16 protein-coding genes are annotated in these 16,540 nt (G+C 58.6%); 7 read left to right on the top strand and 9 right to left on the bottom strand.

What is annotated here, in order from left to right:
• Positions 1-110: 110 nt before the first annotated feature.
• The 3 genes from cysK to dut form a co-directional block, all read right to left on the bottom strand.
• Positions 111-1,079, bottom strand: a complete 969-nt coding sequence (gene cysK / locus FB593_RS08040) for a cysteine synthase A (RefSeq protein ID WP_038489629.1) — start codon at positions 1,077-1,079, stop codon at positions 111-113.
• A gap of 156 nt (positions 1,080-1,235) precedes the next feature.
• Positions 1,236-1,853 (bottom strand): LysE family translocator, encoded by a 618-nt coding sequence (locus FB593_RS08035; RefSeq protein WP_112290936.1) that lies wholly within the window; start codon positions 1,851-1,853, stop codon positions 1,236-1,238.
• A gap of 74 nt (positions 1,854-1,927) precedes the next feature.
• Positions 1,928-2,398 carry a dUTP diphosphatase gene (gene dut / locus FB593_RS08030; RefSeq protein WP_065688385.1) on the bottom strand — a complete coding sequence of 157 codons (471 nt, stop codon included), beginning with the start codon at positions 2,396-2,398 and terminating at the stop codon, positions 1,928-1,930.
• Between the two features lie 90 nt (positions 2,399-2,488).
• Here dut and FB593_RS08025 point away from each other — a divergent pair, with 90 nt between their 5' ends.
• The 3 genes from FB593_RS08025 to FB593_RS08015 all read left to right on the top strand — a co-directional run bounded on the left by FB593_RS08025 (position 2,489) and on the right by FB593_RS08015 (position 5,704).
• A complete protein-coding gene (locus FB593_RS08025) occupies positions 2,489-4,072 on the top strand; it encodes a peptide chain release factor 3 (RefSeq protein ID WP_003514729.1) in 1,584 nt (527 codons plus the stop codon).
• Positions 4,073-4,142: 70 nt separating this feature from the next.
• The gene (gene coaBC, locus FB593_RS08020; RefSeq protein ID WP_112290933.1) at positions 4,143-5,348 is read left to right on the top strand and encodes a bifunctional phosphopantothenoylcysteine decarboxylase/phosphopantothenate--cysteine ligase CoaBC; all 1,206 of its coding nucleotides are present in this window, start codon (positions 4,143-4,145) and stop codon (positions 5,346-5,348) included.
• Positions 5,345-5,704 carry an MmcQ/YjbR family DNA-binding protein gene (locus FB593_RS08015; protein WP_019564441.1) on the top strand — a complete coding sequence of 120 codons (360 nt, stop codon included), beginning with the start codon at positions 5,345-5,347 and terminating at the stop codon, positions 5,702-5,704. The genes coaBC and FB593_RS08015 overlap by 4 nt, the downstream gene beginning before the upstream one ends.
• Positions 5,705-5,727: 23 nt before the next feature.
• Here FB593_RS08015 and FB593_RS08010 read toward each other — a convergent pair whose 3' ends face one another.
• The 3 genes from FB593_RS08010 to ubiE all read right to left on the bottom strand — a co-directional run bounded on the left by FB593_RS08010 (position 5,728) and on the right by ubiE (position 9,193).
• Positions 5,728-6,642, bottom strand: a complete 915-nt coding sequence (locus tag FB593_RS08010) for a sterol desaturase family protein (RefSeq protein WP_013635359.1) — start codon at positions 6,640-6,642, stop codon at positions 5,728-5,730.
• Between the two features lie 163 nt (positions 6,643-6,805).
• Positions 6,806-8,380, bottom strand: a complete 1,575-nt coding sequence (ubiB, locus tag FB593_RS08005; protein ID WP_019564439.1) for a 2-polyprenylphenol 6-hydroxylase — start codon at positions 8,378-8,380, stop codon at positions 6,806-6,808.
• A 36-nt stretch (positions 8,381-8,416) separates the two neighbouring features.
• On the bottom strand, positions 8,417-9,193 hold the full coding sequence (ubiE, locus tag FB593_RS08000; protein WP_080799684.1) for a bifunctional demethylmenaquinone methyltransferase/2-methoxy-6-polyprenyl-1,4-benzoquinol methylase UbiE: 777 nt from the start codon (positions 9,191-9,193) through the stop codon (positions 8,417-8,419).
• 143 nt (positions 9,194-9,336) lie between these two features.
• Between ubiE and mutM the strand changes: the two genes are divergently transcribed.
• The 4 genes from mutM to dnaA all read left to right on the top strand — a co-directional run bounded on the left by mutM (position 9,337) and on the right by dnaA (position 13,840).
• Positions 9,337-10,239: a bifunctional DNA-formamidopyrimidine glycosylase/DNA-(apurinic or apyrimidinic site) lyase gene (gene mutM, locus FB593_RS07995; protein ID WP_080799679.1), complete on the top strand. Its 903-nt coding sequence runs from the start codon at positions 9,337-9,339 to the stop codon at positions 10,237-10,239.
• A 31-nt stretch (positions 10,240-10,270) separates the two neighbouring features.
• On the top strand, positions 10,271-11,044 hold the full coding sequence (locus FB593_RS07990; protein WP_003514743.1) for an enoyl-CoA hydratase: 774 nt from the start codon (positions 10,271-10,273) through the stop codon (positions 11,042-11,044).
• 194 nt (positions 11,045-11,238) lie between these two features.
• Positions 11,239-11,505: a 30S ribosomal protein S20 gene (gene rpsT, locus FB593_RS07985; protein WP_003493474.1), complete on the top strand. Its 267-nt coding sequence runs from the start codon at positions 11,239-11,241 to the stop codon at positions 11,503-11,505.
• Between the two features lie 871 nt (positions 11,506-12,376).
• Positions 12,377-13,840 carry a chromosomal replication initiator protein DnaA gene (gene dnaA, locus FB593_RS07980; RefSeq protein WP_003514748.1) on the top strand — a complete coding sequence of 488 codons (1,464 nt, stop codon included), beginning with the start codon at positions 12,377-12,379 and terminating at the stop codon, positions 13,838-13,840.
• 74 nt (positions 13,841-13,914) lie between these two features.
• Here dnaA and hemW read toward each other — a convergent pair whose 3' ends face one another.
• The 3 genes from hemW to rph are packed head-to-tail and all read right to left on the bottom strand — an operon-like array spanning position 13,915 to position 16,498.
• The gene (hemW, locus tag FB593_RS07975; RefSeq protein ID WP_065703902.1) at positions 13,915-15,114 is read right to left on the bottom strand and encodes a radical SAM family heme chaperone HemW; all 1,200 of its coding nucleotides are present in this window, start codon (positions 15,112-15,114) and stop codon (positions 13,915-13,917) included.
• A gap of 5 nt (positions 15,115-15,119) precedes the next feature.
• Entirely contained in the window at positions 15,120-15,764 is a 645-nt protein-coding gene (rdgB, locus tag FB593_RS07970; protein ID WP_003514751.1) for an RdgB/HAM1 family non-canonical purine NTP pyrophosphatase, read from the bottom strand.
• A 17-nt stretch (positions 15,765-15,781) separates the two neighbouring features.
• Positions 15,782-16,498: a ribonuclease PH gene (rph, locus tag FB593_RS07965; protein WP_003514752.1), complete on the bottom strand. Its 717-nt coding sequence runs from the start codon at positions 16,496-16,498 to the stop codon at positions 15,782-15,784.
• Positions 16,499-16,540 lie beyond the last annotated feature (42 nt).

Genomic DNA, 16,540 nt, shown 5'->3' with positions numbered 1-16,540 from the left:
TTCCTTCGCCCTTTACCGGCTAAAACAATTGTGCCGCTGGCGGATGGCCGGCGGCACAATCGGTCATTGCCGTCAGGCGCGCGTTTGCGGCCTGACCGAAGAGGAACGGCTTAAAGCCCAAGCCCTTCGAAAAGAGCGGTCGAAAGGTAACGTTCCGCGAAGGAGGGAATGATGACGACGATATTCTTGCCGGCATTTTCCTCACGTGCGCCGACCTTGATTGCCGCTGCGAGTGCCGCGCCCGAGGAGATGCCGACGGGTACGCCTTCCAGCCTCGCCACCAGACGGGCGATTTCAAAAGCGTCGTCATTGGTCACGGTGACGATTTCGTCATAGATTCCAGTGTCGAGGATCGCGGGTGCAAAACCGGCGCCGATGCCCTGGATCTTGTGCGGACCGGGGTTGCCACCGGAAAGAACCGGGCTGTCGGCTGGCTCGACGGCAATGACCTTCACCTCCGGCTTGCGGGATTTCAGCACCTGGCCTGTACCGGTGATCGTGCCACCCGTGCCGATGCCCGAAACAAAAATATCGACAGCACCCTCGGTGTCGTTCCAGATTTCTTCGGCCGTCGTCTTGCGATGAATATCCGGGTTTGCCGGGTTTTCGAACTGCTGCGGAATAATCGCGTCTGGCAGGGTTTCGGCCAGTTCCTGTGCCTTGGCGATGGCGCCCTTCATGCCCTTCGGGCCTTCGGTCAACACCAGTTCCGCGCCCAGCAAGGCGAGCATTTTCCGGCGTTCGACCGACATCGTTTCCGGCATGGTCAAGATCAGCTTGTAACCCTTGGCGGCGGCGGCAAAGGCTAGCGCAATGCCCGTGTTGCCGGAGGTCGGTTCAACCAGCGTCGTTTTGCCGGGGGTGATCTTGCCTTGGGCTTCCAGCGCTTCGATCATGGCAACGCCAATGCGGTCTTTGACGGAGGCGATGGGGTTGAAGAACTCCAGCTTGGCGAGAAGATTGGCCTTCACGCCCTTTTCCCTCGCCAGCTTGTCCAGCCGCACGATCGGCGTATCGCCGATTGTTTCGGTGATGGAGGAATAGACGCGTCCGCGTCCGGGCTTTCTGGCTTCGGGCATGATGCTCTCCTGTATGAAGGCCACACGATGTGTGGCCGCAAGATTTCAGCGGCAGAATAGGAGCAATAGTCTTGTCAGGCCAGCGAACGTTCGTCCTAATATCGTCTGATTACCGGAAAAAATTCACGATAAATCAGGCAAATGCACGAAATCGTTTCAGGTGCTGCGGATCGCGATGATGGTCGCCGTTCCCGCCAGAATTCCCGCAGCGGTGCGGTTGAGGATCGTCAACGCACTTGGCCGTTTCAGGAGGTTGCGCGCCTTGGCGGCAAGCAGGATGTAAGGCAGGAGAACGGCCATCAATACGATGAAGGTCAGCGCCAGAAGTGTCGCATATTCCGATGGGCCGATCATGCGGATGTCGATCAGCGTCGGCACCAGCGCCACATAAAACAGCATGGTTTTTGGATTACCCAGCGTGATCAGCAGGCCGGACAGAAACGACATGGGAATGCTGGTGCTTTTTTTCGCCTTCAGGTCCTGTGGCAAGAGGCCGGCGGTCCAGAGCTTCCATGCGATATAGAGAAGATAGGCTGCGCCGGCAAACTTCAGGACCATGAAGGCCTCCTGAAAAGTCTGCGCCACGAAGGCGAGGCCGAGGATCACGCCGGTCAGGTAGATCATGTCGCCCAGCACCAGCCCGAGGCCCATGAAGAAGGTTTCCCGAAACCCCGATCCAAGCGCCCGCGCCACGATCGCCGTCATGCCGGGGCCGGGAATGGCAGCGGCGATGAAGAGTGCGGTGGCATAGGCAAGAAGGGTCGTCAGCGTCATGGTCATTTTCCCCGAAAATCCGCCAGATCAATAGCGAAAATCAGGGGTGAAAACAATCGCCATAAGGGGGCTGGTCAAAGCCCCGTGGAGCCGAAACCACCGGCACCGCGTGCCGTCTCGGATGTTTCGGTCACTTCGCTGACTGCCACCTGCGTAACTGGTGCAATCACCATCTGTGCGATGCGCATGCCGCGCTCGATGACAAAATCGGCCTGCCCCAGATTGGCGAGAATGACCTTCACTTCGCCGCGATAGTCGCTGTCCACCGTGCCGGGGGAATTGAGGCAGGTGATGCCGTTCTTTATGGCGAGGCCGGAGCGCGGACGGATTTGCGCCTCATAGCCTTGCGGAACCTCGAAGACGAAGCCGGTCGGCACCAGCGCCCGTTCGCCCGGCTGCAAAGTCAGCGGTTCATCGGCCGGCACTGCGGCGCGCAGGTCCATTCCGGCGGCGCCACGGGTTTCATAGGAAGGCAATTCGAGGTCTGCGCCATTGGCAAGACGCACAAGCCGGAGGAGGGGTCGATTATCATTTTGAACGGTCATGCGGCATTAGTTTGCCGAGATCGCGGCAAGGTCAATTGCAAATGCGGGCCTGAAACGCTAGATACCCCGCAATTCCACAGGATTTGTCAGATGGCCGAAACACTTGCCGAGGCGGTCTCCCGCCGCCGCACCTTTGCTATTATTGCGCACCCGGACGCGGGTAAGACCACGCTTACGGAAAAACTGCTGCTGTTCGGCGGAGCGATCCAGCTTGCCGGCGAGGTGAAGGCGAAGAAGGATCGCATCCAGACCCGTTCGGACTGGATGAAGATCGAGCGCGAGCGCGGCATTTCGGTCGTCACTTCGGTCATGACCTTCGAATATAACGACCGCGTCTTCAACATCCTCGATACGCCCGGCCACGAAGACTTTGCCGATGACACCTACCGCACGCTGACGGCGGTGGATGCGGCGATCATGGTCATCGATGCCGCCAAGGGTATCGAGCCGCGCACGCTGAAGCTTTTCGAAGTTTGCCGCATGCGCGATATTCCGATCATCACCTTCATCAACAAGATGGACCGCGAAAGCCGCGATCCCTTCGAGATTCTGGATGAGGTCGAGGAAAAGCTGGCGCTCGATACCGCGCCGATCACCTGGCCGGTCGGCCGGGCGAAGAGCTTCTGTGGCGCTTACAATCTTGCTGAAAACACCTTTCGTGGCAACGACACGCAGGTGGATGGCCTTTCGGTCAACGGCCCTCAGGCTGTCGCCGATCGTCTGCCGGAAAATGAGCGCAAGGTCTTTATCGAGGAAACGGAACTGGCTCTGGAAGCCTGCCGCCCCTTTGACCGTCAGGCGTTCCTGGAAGGTCACATGACGCCGGTATTCTTCGGTTCGGCGCTGCGCAATTTCGGTGTGCGCGACCTCATCAATGCGCTGGGTGATTTCGCCCCGCCGCCGCGCGATCAGGTGGCGGATACCCGCACCGTGCATGCGGCGGAAGACAAGATGACGGCCTTCGTGTTCAAGATTCAGGCCAATATGGATCCCAACCATCGCGACCGCATCGCCTTTGCCCGCATCTGCTCCGGCAAGCTGGAGCGCGGCATGAAGGCGCGGCTTTCACGCACCGGCAAGCTCATGGGGCTGACCGCACCGCAATTCTTCTTCGCGTCACAGCGCCAGCTGGCCGATACCGCCTTTGCGGGCGATGTGGTCGGCATCCCCAACCACGGCACACTGCGCATCGGTGATACGCTGACCGAAGGTGAAAACCTCGTATTCCAGGGCGTGCCGAACTTCTCGCCGGAAATCCTGCGCCGCGTGCGCTTGGAAGACGCGATGAAGGCGAAGAAGCTGAAGGAAGCTTTGCAGCAGATGGCGGAAGAAGGTGTCGTGCAGCTCTTTTCGCCAGAAGACGGCTCGCCCGCCATCGTCGGCGTTGTCGGCGCGCTGCAGCTCGATGTGTTGAAGGAACGGCTGATGGGCGAATATGGCCTGCCGGTCTCGTTTGAAATGTCTCGCTTTTCCGTCTGCCGCTGGATCTCGTCCGATCAGCCGGCGGAAATGGACAAGTTCCTCAACGTCAAGCGCGGCGATATCGCTCGCGATCTGGATGGCGATCCGGTGTTTCTGGCGCAGGATGCCTTCTCGCTGCGGTATGAATCCGAGCGGTTTCCGGCGATCAAGATGGTCGCGATCAAGGAATATCACGTCGCCAAGGCGGCGTGATATCAGCCGGATTGCACTTTGAATGCCAAGGGCTTAGTTTCCCGGTTAAACGGGAAACTGGTCCGGCATCATGACGCTTTCAGGCAAACATATTCTCCTCATCATCTCCGGCGGCATCGCGGCCTATAAGAGCCTCGACCTCATCCGCCGTCTGAAAGAGCGCGGCGCCAAGGTGACGCCAGTCATGACGAAGGGCGCACAGGAATTCGTCACTCCGCTTGCTGTTGGCGCACTGTCCGCAACCCACGTCTTCACCGAGCTTTTTTCGAGGCAGGACGAGCAGGATGTCGGGCATATCCGGCTCGCGCGCGAATGCGACCTCGTGCTGGTCGCGCCCGCCACCGCTGATCTGATGGCGAAGATGGCGAATGGTTTGGCTGATGATCTTGCCTCCACGATCCTTCTGGCGACCGATCGGAAGGTGCTGGTCGCACCTGCCATGAACCCAAAAATGTGGTCGGCAAAGCCAACGATGCGCAATGTCGAAACGCTGAAAAAAGACGGCGTGTTTTTCATCGGCCCTATGGCAGGCGAAATGGCGGAAAAGGGCGAGGCTGGTCTTGGTCGTATGGCGGAGCCTTTGCAGATCGTCCAAGGCGTCGAGGCTTTGCTGGATGGCGGTCCGAAGCCTTTAAAAGGCAGAACGGCGATCGTTACCTCCGGCCCAACCCATGAGCCGATCGATCCGGTGCGTTACATCGCCAACCGCTCCTCTGGCAAGCAGGGCCATGCCATCGCAGCTGCGCTTGCGGAATTGGGTGCGGAGGTAACGCTGGTCTCGGGTCCCGTCACGATTGCCGATCCGGCGGGCGTTGCAACGGTCCATGTCGAGCGTGCCGAGGAGATGCGCGATGCGGTGATTTCAAGGCTGCCGGTGGATATCGCCGTCATGGTTGCCGCTGTCGCCGACTGGCGGGTGGCGGGTTCTTCGGAGCAGAAGATCAAAAAGCAGCCGGGCGATGCCCCGCCTGCGCTGCAACTTATGGAAAACCCCGATATTCTCAAAACCGTCGGCCACCACGAAAAGCGCCCGAAGCTGGTGGTGGGTTTCGCCGCCGAGACGCAGGATGTCGAGAAAAACGGCCGAGCCAAACTGGAGCGCAAGGGCGCCGATTATATCGTTGCAAATGATGTTTCGGCGGAAACCGGCATCATGGGCGGAGACCGCAACAGCGTGAAGATCATTTCGAATGAGGGTATCGAGGCCTGGCCTGATATGGACAAGGCCGAAGTCGCCAAACGTCTGGCGGCCCTCATTGCGGAGAAACTCGCATGAGCCTTTTCGATCGCAAGACATTCGACAGGGTTCTCGGAGAATGGCCGGGCGTCCGTTTCGTCGATCAGTGGGATTCCCACGTTGCCAAGGTCGGAGACAAGGTCTTTTCCGTTTTGGGTGAGCGTGACGACTGGCGGCTTGTGGTGAAATGTTCGGAGGAGAGCTTCGAAATCCTCACCTCGCTGGAAGGCATCCACCAGGCACCTTATTTCGCCAAGCGCAAATGGATATCGATCTCCGATCATTCGCCGCTGGAGCAAGAGGAGCTGGAACACTATGTCCGCCGCTCCTATGAACTCGTTGCCGCAGGGCTGACGAAGAAGCTGCGGGTCGAACTGGGAATTCTCCGGGCCTGAAGGCGGCATTACCGCCAATCCCTTCAATTTTCTTTCGTGTTTCGCCCGATGATCTGGCGAACCCCTTCTTTTGTAAAAGGCTGAAAAAGCTGTGGCAGAAAGCCCTTTGCAATTTCTCCCTTGATGCCGATGTTGGTCGAGGAAGGGCGATCGGGATTGAAATAGCTGCCGAACAACTGGTCGAAAATGACAAGGTTCTCACCATAATTGGTATTTCCCTCAGGCAGCTCTTTGGAGTGGTGCCATCGGTGCAGCCGGGGCGTGCTGAACACGTAGTCCAGCGGCCCGGTTTTCATATCCACATTGCAATGGGTCAGAATGCCGATGAAGGCGGTCACAGCCGCGAGCCACCAAAACACCTGCAACGGCGCGCCCATGAGATAAAGCGGAATCTGGCTGAGCGCGATCTTGAACAGCGAGTCGGCCACATGAAAACGGCCCGTATTGACGACCCAAAGGCGGACAACGCTGTGATGAAGCGCGTGGAAACGCCAGAAGAACACCGTTTCATGGGCGATACGGTGCGCCCAGTAGAGACCGAATTCAGCGATCATCAGGGCAAGCGTGACCTGAACAACCATCGGCAACTGAGAAGGCCACAGGTCGAATTTCATGGCCGCCAAAGGTTGCAGAAAAATGGCGGTTAGCATTGGAAAGAGCACCGCTGCCGTGGCAGCAAGCTGAACAAGCCCCTTGGTCAAGAGCGTGTGGGCGATATTGTTGACGGTTTCACCATCAGACTGAAGCCATTCCGTCTCATAGGGAATGTAACGCTCAAGAAGAAACAGGCTGGCCACCGCGCCCGCGTAGACGGCGAGGAATGTGGTGATCGGATGCTCACTCGAAAAAGCGAAATAAGCCCCGGTAAGACCGAGAAAAAACACCATGGGCCACGAGCAATAGGTAAGGACCCGTTTTACGGCTTCATTTTTTGCCATCAATCTCAATTCCCGTCCGGCAATCATTTAACTTTCAACCAAGATCAGGTCATTATCCTCGATATGTTGCAGCAGCATGGTACGCATCTATCAAACTGGAAGACCGGCGATTTTCGGTTCGAAAGTGTGCCGCACCGGCGTGAGCGCCGAGTTTGAATATCGTTTAGCTGATCCTGATCGCGATATAGAGAAGCGTGAGCGCAATCACCCAGAGCGCCGCCCGGCCCCATTTGGTGTGGCGCGCTTCCGCCTTGCCGATCGCTTCCGCGGTCTGGGCGTCGAAACGCAGGCCGTTCTCGCTCATATACACCAGGTCGGAATGCAGCTTCTCCGTCTTGGCAGCGATCTCGGGGGCCGCTTCCGCAAGCTTGAGAGCCGCCTTCACGCCGTCCTTCAGATCGGTGACAATACGTTTCGGGCCAAGATTGTCTCTTATCCAGCCGCTGACGACCGGATCGGCCGCTTTCCACATGTTGAAACGCGGATTGAGCATGCGGGATACGCCTTCCACCACCACCATGGTCTTTTGCAGCATCACCAGTTCCGGGCGCGTTTCCATGTCGAAGAGCTCGGTAACTTCGAACAGCAGCGTCAGCAACTTGCCCATGGAGATCGTCTCGGCCGGCTGGCCGTGGATCGGTTCGCCGATGGCGCGGATCGCCTGCGCAAAGCTGGCTTTATCGTGATGGCCCGGCACATAACCGGCCTCGAAATGCACCTCCGCGACGCGCATGTAATCGCGGGTGATGAAGCCGTAGAGGATTTCGGCAAGGAACCTGCGTTCTTTTTTGCCCAGCCGCCCGGCAATGCCCATATCCACGGCTACGATCATGCCCTGCGGATCGACAAAGAGATTGCCGGGGTGCATGTCGGCATGGAAAAAGCCGTCGCGCAACGTGTGCCGCAGGAAGGACTGGATGAGGGTATCAGCCAGCTTGTTCAGATCGTGACCGGCAGCCTTCAGTCCCTCAATATCCGACATCTTGACGCCGTCGATCCATTCCATGGTGACGACATCGCGGCCGGTGCGTTCCCAATCTACCTCCGGAACGCGGAATCCGGGGTCTTCTTTGGTATTTTCGGCAAGTTCGGAAAGGGCGGCGGCCTCAAGCCGCAGATCCATCTCGATCTTGGTTGTCTGTTCCAGGGTGCGAGTGACTTCCACCGGCCGCAGGCGGCGGGCAGAGCGGACGAAACGCTGTTGCAGGTCGGCGATCAGATACATCGCCTCCAGATCGTTCTGGAAGCGCTGGCGAACGCCGGGGCGAATGACCTTGACGGCGACCTTGCGCGGCCCTTTCGGCGTATCCACTATCGCCGGGTGAACCTGGGCGATGGAAGCGGCGGCGATCGGATCGCCAAATTCCCTGTAGAGTTCCGAAACAGACCGCCCGAGCGAACCTTCAATATTAGCCTTGGCCGCGGCTGCGGGGAAAAATGCCATGCGGTCCTGCAGGCTCGCAAGATCGTCGGCGAAGTCGGCGCCGACGACATCCGGCCTTGTGGCCAGAAACTGTCCCATCTTCACATAGGACGGGCCAAGCCGCTCGACAGCTACCGCCAGCCGGTCGCTACGCTGCGCCCGCTTGGCCTTGCTGCGGGCGAATGGCTTCAGCAATGCCTTCATCACTTGCGCGGAGGCAGGAAGGTCATCGGATGGCAAGGCCAGCACGACGCCTTCGCGCACGAGAACCCAGCCAACCCTTGCGAGGCGGAAATATGCGCCCAAAGTGCTCATGCTTATGCTTGTCTCCTGCTTTTGCCGGACATGGTCTTAAAGCTTCCAGCCGGAATGCAGGGCGGCGATACCGCCGGTGTAATTTGTATAGGTCACGCGCGAAAAGCCGGCGGTACGGATCATCGTCGCGAAATCCTCCTGATTGGGGAATTTGCGGATAGACTCGACCAGATATTGATAGGGCTCGGCATCCCCGGTAATCATCTTGCCGAATTGCGGAATGGCGTTGAACGACCATGCATCATAGACGCGGTCGAGTAGCGGCATTTCCACCTCGGAAAATTCCAGCACCAGCAGTCGCCCGCCACGTTTCAGTACGCGGTAGGCTTCTTTCAGCGCAACGTCGATACGCGGTACGTTGCGAATGCCGAAGGCGACCGTATAGGCGTCGAAGGTATTCGCCTCGAAGGGCAGCTCCTCGGCATTGGCTTCAACGAAGGTCAGATTGTCGGAGAGCTTTCGTTTTGCCGCGCGCTCCTCGCCAACGGCAAGCATCGAGCCGTTGATATCGAGAACGGTGGCATGCGCCAGACGGTTGGAGGCTTCCACGATGCGGAAGGCGATATCGCCGGTGCCACCAGCTACGTCAAGCACCTTGTAAGAGGCGTCCTTGCGCGGTGAAAGCGAGGACACCATGGCGTCCTTCCACAGCCGGTGCAGGCCGGCCGACATCACGTCGTTCATAATGTCGTAGCGCTTGGCCACCTTGTGGAAGACATCGTTGACCAGCCCCTGCTTTTTGCCTTCGTCCACTTTGTGGAAGCCATAGGACGTTTCCATGCCGCCTTGGGCAGTGGTACGGGCGTCGGTCATCGTCTGTCTCCATATTAATTGCGTGGCGGACCATAGCGGAAACGCCATGGCGACGCTATCTGTTGCCGCATCGCCTGGGCGCGACATTTCGCGTGCATTGTATAGACCACATGGTCCTAACGATAAACTGCCGGATAAGCCAGATGCCAGAATTGCCAGAAGTCGAAACCGTCAGACGCGGCCTCGCGCCCACCATGGAAGGGGCAAGAATCCGCAAGCTCCACCTTGGCCGTCCCGATCTGCGCTTTCCGTTCCCGGAGGACTTCGCGGGCCTGATCGAGGGCAGGGCGATCATATCGCTCGGGCGCAGGGCGAAGTATCTCTTGATAGAGCTGGAAGACGGGCTGACGATCGTTGCCCATCTTGGAATGTCCGGCTCGTTCCGTATCGAGGCGGCGGCAGATGAGGCAGGGAATAGGAACGCGCCCGGCGCGTTTCATTATGCCCGCTCGAAGGACGGCAAGCACGATCATGTCATCTTTCATCTGGATAAAGGCGAAGAGCGCATCTGCGTCATCTATAATGATCCCCGCCGCTTCGGCTTCATGCATCTGGTGGAGCGCAACAAGCTCGACCTCTACCCCGCTTTTGCGGAGCTGGGACCGGAACCGACCGGCAACGCGCTGAGCGCGGATTATCTCGCGAGCCGGTTCCAGGGTAAAAGCCAGCCGTTAAAAAGCACGCTGCTGGACCAGAAGGTCATTGCGGGCCTCGGCAATATCTACGTCTGTGAGGCGCTGTGGCGTGCCCATCTCTCGCCTTTGCGGGCGGCGGGAACGCTGGTGACCAAAACCGGAGAACCGAAGCCGCAGCTCATCAATCTCACGGAGAAGATCCGGGACGTGATCGCGGACGCAATCGCTGCCGGAGGCTCTTCCCTGCGCGACCATATACAGACGGACGGAACGCTCGGTTATTTCCAGCATTCCTTTTCAGTCTACGATCAGGAAGGCCAGCCTTGCCGTACACCCGGCTGCGGGGGTACGGTTGAAAGGATAGTGCAGGCCGGTCGTTCGACCTTTTATTGCGCGGCCTGCCAGAAGTAGCTGAGGCGGAATAATGGCGAGGGAGACTGCCGTGGATTATGAAACGATACTGGTCGAGAAACGCGACGAGGTGGGCGTCATCACGCTAAACCGGCCCAAGGCGCTCAACGCCCTCAATTCGGTGCTTCTGAAGGAACTTCGGCACATTCTCTCCTCGTTCTCTGCCGACGACTCCATCGGTGCGATCATTATAACGGGTTCGGAAAAGGCGTTTGCCGCTGGCGCGGACATCAAGGAAATGCAGGGGCTGGATTTTGTCGATGCCTATGTCGGCGACTTTCTCGGCGGCTGGGACGAGGTCGCATCGACCCGCAAGCCGGTCATTGCCGCAGTCTCCGGCTTTGCGCTGGGCGGCGGGTGTGAGCTGGCAATGATGTGCGATTTCATCATCGCTTCGGACACTGCGAAATTCGGCCAGCCGGAAATCACGCTTGGCGTCATTCCCGGCATGGGCGGCTCGCAGCGGCTGACGCGGGCGGTGGGCAAGGCGAAGGCGATGGATCTGGTTCTGACCGGCCGCATGATGGATGCGGCCGAGGCAGAGCGCGCCGGCCTCGTTTCGCGGATCGTCCCCGCGGCAAATCTTATGGATGAGGCGGTGGATGCCGCCACGCGCATCGCCTCGCTGTCTCGCGCTTCCGTTCTCATGGCCAAGGAAAGCGTCAATCGATCCTTCGAGGTTCCTCTTTCGGAAGGGCTGAGATATGAAAGGCGATCCTTTCAGTCGCTCTTTGCAACAGCGGATCAGAAGGAGGGCATGGCGGCCTTCGTTGAAAAGCGCAAACCCGCTTTCCGGAATCGCTAAGGATTCGGAATATCGGCGTTTTCCGCCATTTGCGCGTTGACGGGCGTACGCTTTAGCGGTATATGCCCGCCCACGGTTAAGGAAAGCCATCCGGCTTGTCCGAAATTACTCCCGCATTCTTGGGTTAAGTGAGGTCTTCGAACGACCCGATCCTCTGGTTGCGGAATTTGGTTTGAATTCGAAGAGAGGCATACATGGCCAATACAACTTCGGCGAAAAAGGCGACCCGCAAGATCGCTCGCCGTACCGCAGTCAACAAGGCTCGCCGTTCGCGCGTTCGCGGCTTCATCCGCAAGGTCGAGGAAGCTATCGCTTCGGGCGATCTGGCAGTAGCCACCGAAGCTCTGAAGGCAGCTCAGCCTGAGATCCAGCGCGCAGCGACGCGTGGCGTTCTGCATGGCAACACGGCATCCCGTAAGGTGTCGCGTCTTGCCCAGCGCGTTAAGGCTCTTTCCGCCTAATCCGGCTAATCACAATTAACTATTCAAAAAGCCTGGTCTTTTGACCGGGCTTTTTGTGATTCTAACCCTACGTTAATCATTCCTGCCGTAACGTGACAAACGCATGTCAGATGAGCGACAAGAAAAACTGAATAAAAACAATGGATTGCCGGAGGTCTCCCGAAAAATGGGAAGCTTTCTCTACGGAAGTCGCAGCCAGTTTTGAGTCAAGAAGATTTTTATTTTTTTGCCAAAACGGGCTATCGAAAAATGCCAAAATTGAATCTCATTGATTCATAAGCGATTCTGCTTCGGACCTTGCCGGTGATGCAAAACGACCATTGCGAGTCAATGGTCGATCTGAGTTTTTGCAGAAAAAACGCCATTGATCTCTCCCCACGATCCTGCCTAAATGCATTTCAACAAGGGGTGCGGATCTCAGTCCACAGATTATCTCGATGATCGTATCGACGATATTCACCTTCTTGCTGGCGGGCCTTTCGAGGTCCGTTTTCTCAGGTCATTGAGCTTTTTGTGCCGTTTCGGTCTCGGAACGGGCTGGAGCTTTTTGTCCTTAAGAATGCGCCTTACAGTTGTAGCGAAAGGAGCGTTTTTAGCGTGTCGCAGGCCTCTCCATGAAGGGGAGGGAAATGGGATAACCGGCTCGCAAACAAGTAGTAGTCTTTGACGCTCTTTCGAGGGGAGTGCTGGAGGCGGGAAATAATACGAGGGGGATCTCTGGCGATCGTTTTTTGATCGTCAGGCTATGATTGGCAATTTGAAAGGCGGCAATATGAAATTGAATTTGGCGATGGGTGCGGTGGCCGATGGGGACCGCGCACCACAGGCTCGTGATGCAGCTTGCTCAGAAGCGGCAGGGGATAAATCGGCAATGAAGCACGATGCGCTGTTTGAACGTTTTAGCGCGCGGCTGAAGGCACAGGTTGGTCCCGAGGTCTATGCAAGCTGGTTTGCACGGCTCAAACTCCACACCGTTTCGAAAAGCGTCGTCCGTTTTACCGTTCCGACGACCTTTCTGAAGTCCTGGATCAACAACCGTTATATGGATCTGATCACCAGTCTCGTCCAAAGCGAGGATCCGGACGTGCTGAAGGTGGAAATTCTTGTCCGCTCCGCCAGCCGCCCGGCCCGCCCCGCGCAGGTCGAGGAACGGGTGCAGCCCGTTCAGGACATGGGCGCGGTTGCGCGCAACAAGTCCTTCATTCCGTCGCAGCCGGCGACAGCACCTTCTGCACAGCCTGCGGCGGCGCAGGCGACGCTGCGGCAGGGTAGCTCCGGGCCGCTGTTCGGTTCGCCGCTCGATACACGTTTCACCTTTGACACTTTTGTCGAGGGCTCGTCCAACCGCGTCGCGCTTGCGGCGGCGAAGACGATCGCTGAAGCGGGTGCCGGTGCTGTGCGCTTCAATCCGCTGTTCATTCATGCGGGTGTCGGGCTTGGCAAGACACACCTTCTACAGGCGATTGCCAATGCCGCCATCGACAGCCCGCGCAACCCGCGTGTGGTCTATCTGACGGCCGAATATTTCATGTGGCGTTTTGCGACCGCGATCCGCGACAATGATGCGCTGACGCTGAAGGACACCCTGCGCAATATCGACCTTCTTGTCATCGACGACATGCAGTTCCTGCAGGGCAAGATGATCCAGCACGAATTCTGCCACCTGTTGAACATGCTGCTCGACAGCGCCAAGCAGGTTGTCGTGGCCGCTGACCGCGCGCCGTGGGAGCTGGAATCGCTTGATCCGCGTGTCCGTTCGCGCCTTCAGGGTGGCATGGCCATCGAGATCGAAGGTCCCGATTACGACATGCGCTACGAAATGCTCAACCGTCGCATGGGTTCTGCACGTCAGGACGATCCGTCTTTCGAGATTTCGGACGAAATACTGACCCATGTGGCCAAAAGCGTGACGGCGAGCGGACGCGAGCTTGAAGGCGCCTTCAACCAGCTGATGTTCAGACGCTCTTTCGAGCCGAACCTCTCGGTTGACCGTGTCGATGAGCTGCTGTCGCACCTCGTCGGCAGTGGGGAGGCCAAGCGCGTCCGTATCGAGGATATTCAGCGCATCGTCGCCAGGCATTATAATGTGTCGCGGCAGGAGCTGGTTTCCAACCGTCGCACCCGCGTCATCGTCAAGCCGCGCCAGATCGCCATGTATCTGGCAAAGATGCTGACACCGCGCTCATTTCCCGAGATCGGTCGCCGTTTCGGCGGTCGCGACCACACCACGGTTCTTCACGCGGTGCGCAAGATCGAGGATCTGATTTCCGGCGACACCAAGCTCGGCCACGAGGTTGAGCTGCTGAAGCGCCTGATCAACGAAAACAACGCATGAAAAAAGCGGCCTTCGGGCCGCTTTTTTATTGGTTTCTCGGTTGTTGATTGGCTCAGGACCAGGCAGGCTGCCGGTCAGCAGGCGAGATCGGCGACCACGGCATCCAGAATAAGCATGCCGGAAGGGGTGCAGCGCAGGCGGGAATTGCCGATCCGTTCCACGAAGCCGTGTTGCAGGAGGAATTCCTCTTTCTCCGGGTCGAGTTCGCGGCCGGAGAGATCGCTCCAGCGAGCAAGATCAATGCCTTCGCGCAGGCGAAGACCCATCAATAGCAGTTCGTCTGCCTGTTCGTCGACGCCGAGAAGCTCCTGATCGACCATGCCGTGGCCTTCACGCTCGACGGTATCGAGCCAGGTTTCGGGATGGCGCTCGGTGACGGTGGCGAGCTTGGAGGCGCCATTGGTCAGGCGTCCATGCGCACCGGGTCCAATACCGGCATAATCGCCATAACGCCAATAGGTCAGGTTATGGCGGCTTTCCGCACCGGGGCGGGCGTGATTGGAAACCTCGTACGCCGGCATGCCGTAACGCTCGGTGATTTCCTGCGTCGCTTCATAAAGCACCGCCGAATGCTCGCCATCCGGTACGATCAGCTTGCCAGCCTTGTGCAGCCCGTAGAACGGCGTGCCTTCCTCGATAGTGAGCTGATAGAGCGACAGATGGTCGACGGCGTAGGAGACGGCTTCCTTCAGCTCAGCGTCCCATTCGGCCACCGTCTGGTTCGGGCGGGCGTAAATCAGATCGAAGGACATGCGCGGAAAAATTTCCCGCGCCAGACGGATGGCTTTAAGCGCATCGGCAACATCATGCAGACGGCCAAGGAACTTCAGGTCCCGGTCGTTCAGCGCCTGGACGCCGAGCGAGACGCGATTGACGCCGGCTGCCCGGTAACCGCGAAACCGCTCCGCCTCGACGCTTGAAGGATTGGCCTCCATGGTGATCTCGATACCATCAGGCACATGCCAGAAGCGCGAAACGCCATCAAGAAGCGCGCCTACGGTCTGCGGGTCCATCAGCGAAGGTGTGCCGCCGCCCATGAAAATGCTGGTAACGACACGCGGACCGCTGAGCGCCCGCATCTTTGCCATTTCGCTGAGGAACGCCGCAGTGAACCGGTCCTGATCCACCGGGCGGTGGCGGACATGGCTGTTGAAATCGCAATAGGGGCATTTGGCCGCACAGAAGGGCCAGTGCAGATAGATCCCGAAACCGGGATCGCCCGTATCCGGCAGAAGCGACGCGCCGGGGGCAGAAAGTTGGTGCTCCCCGGTCATCGGGTTCATGCCTCCAGACAGGTTTCGACGAATTTTTTGAACGCGCGGGCACGGTGGGAGAGCGCAAACGCATCGCCGTGCTTCCAGCCGTGTTTTTCGTCTGCGGTCATTTCACCGAATGTGGTGTCGTAACCTTCCGGTTTGAAGATCGGGTCATAGCCGAAACCGCTCGTTCCACGCGGTGGCCACGCCACCGTGCCTTCCACCTCGCCGCGAAAATATTCGACATGCCCGTCCGGCCAGGCAAGGCACAGCACGCTGACGAAGCGGCCCGTGCGGTCTTCCGGCTTCGTTGCACCGCGTTCGGCAAGCGCATCCTCGACCTTCTGCATGGCCATGGCGAAGTCGCGCGTACCGTCAGCCGTTTCCGCCCAATTGGCGGTGTAAACGCCCGGCGCGCCATCCAGCGCATCGATCACCAGACCGGAATCGTCAGACAGAGCCGGCAGGCCGGACGCCTTCGCAGACGCAAGCGCCTTGATGGCAGCATTTTCCTCAAAGGTGGTGCCTGTCTCGTCCGGCTCCACGAAGTTCAGCTCCGCAGCCGATTTGGCTGAAAAGCCGAAAGGCCCGATCAGGTCGGCGATTTCGGCGATCTTGCCCTTGTTGTGGCTGGCGACAACGATCGTTCTGGTATCGAGCTTGCGCATGACGTTTTCCTGTCGGCTCAGGCGATTGCCTGCTTCTGAAGGGCGACCAGTTCGCTGCATCCGGCCTTTGCAAGACCGAGCAGCGTCAGGAATTCCTCTTCGGAGAAGGGGGCACCTTCCGCGGTTCCCTGCACCTCGACGATGCCGCCGGAGCCGGTGATGACGAAATTCGCATCGGTCTCGGCGGAGGAATCCTCGAGATAATCGAGATCGATGACCGGCTGTTTTGCAAAGATGCCGCAGGAGATCGCGGCGATATGGTCTTTCAGGACCTTCTCGACCTTGATCATGTTGCGAGTTTCCATCCACTTCAGGCAATCATGCAGGGCGATCCATGCGCCGGTGATGGAAGCCGTGCGCGTGCCGCCATCGGCCTGAATGACGTCGCAGTCGATGCTGATCTGGCGCTCGCCAAGCGCCTGCAGGTCGACCACTGCACGCAGCGAGCGGCCGATGAGGCGCTGGATTTCCTGCGTGCGTCCGCCCTGCTTGCCGGCCGAGGCCTCGCGTTTCATCCGCTCATGAGTGGAACGCGGCAGCATGCCGTATTCGGCGGTGACCCAGCCCTTGCCGCTGTTGCGCAGCCACGGCGGCGTCTTTTCCTCAAGGCTTGCGGTGACGAGCACATGCGTATCACCAAATTTGACCAGACAGGAACCTTCGGCATGTTTCGAGAAATTGCGCTCGAAGGAAACCTTGCGCATCTGATCGGTTTTTCTGCCTGAAGGCCGCATATGATCCACTCTCCATGTTGGTTCCTGCCTTCTAAGGCGCGC

It is taken from the genome of Rhizobium sp. SJZ105 (assembly GCF_007828365.1).
GTDB classification, from domain to species: Bacteria; Pseudomonadota; Alphaproteobacteria; order Rhizobiales; family Rhizobiaceae; genus Agrobacterium; species Agrobacterium tumefaciens.
This window is presented reverse-complemented; position numbering and strand designations above follow the sequence as displayed.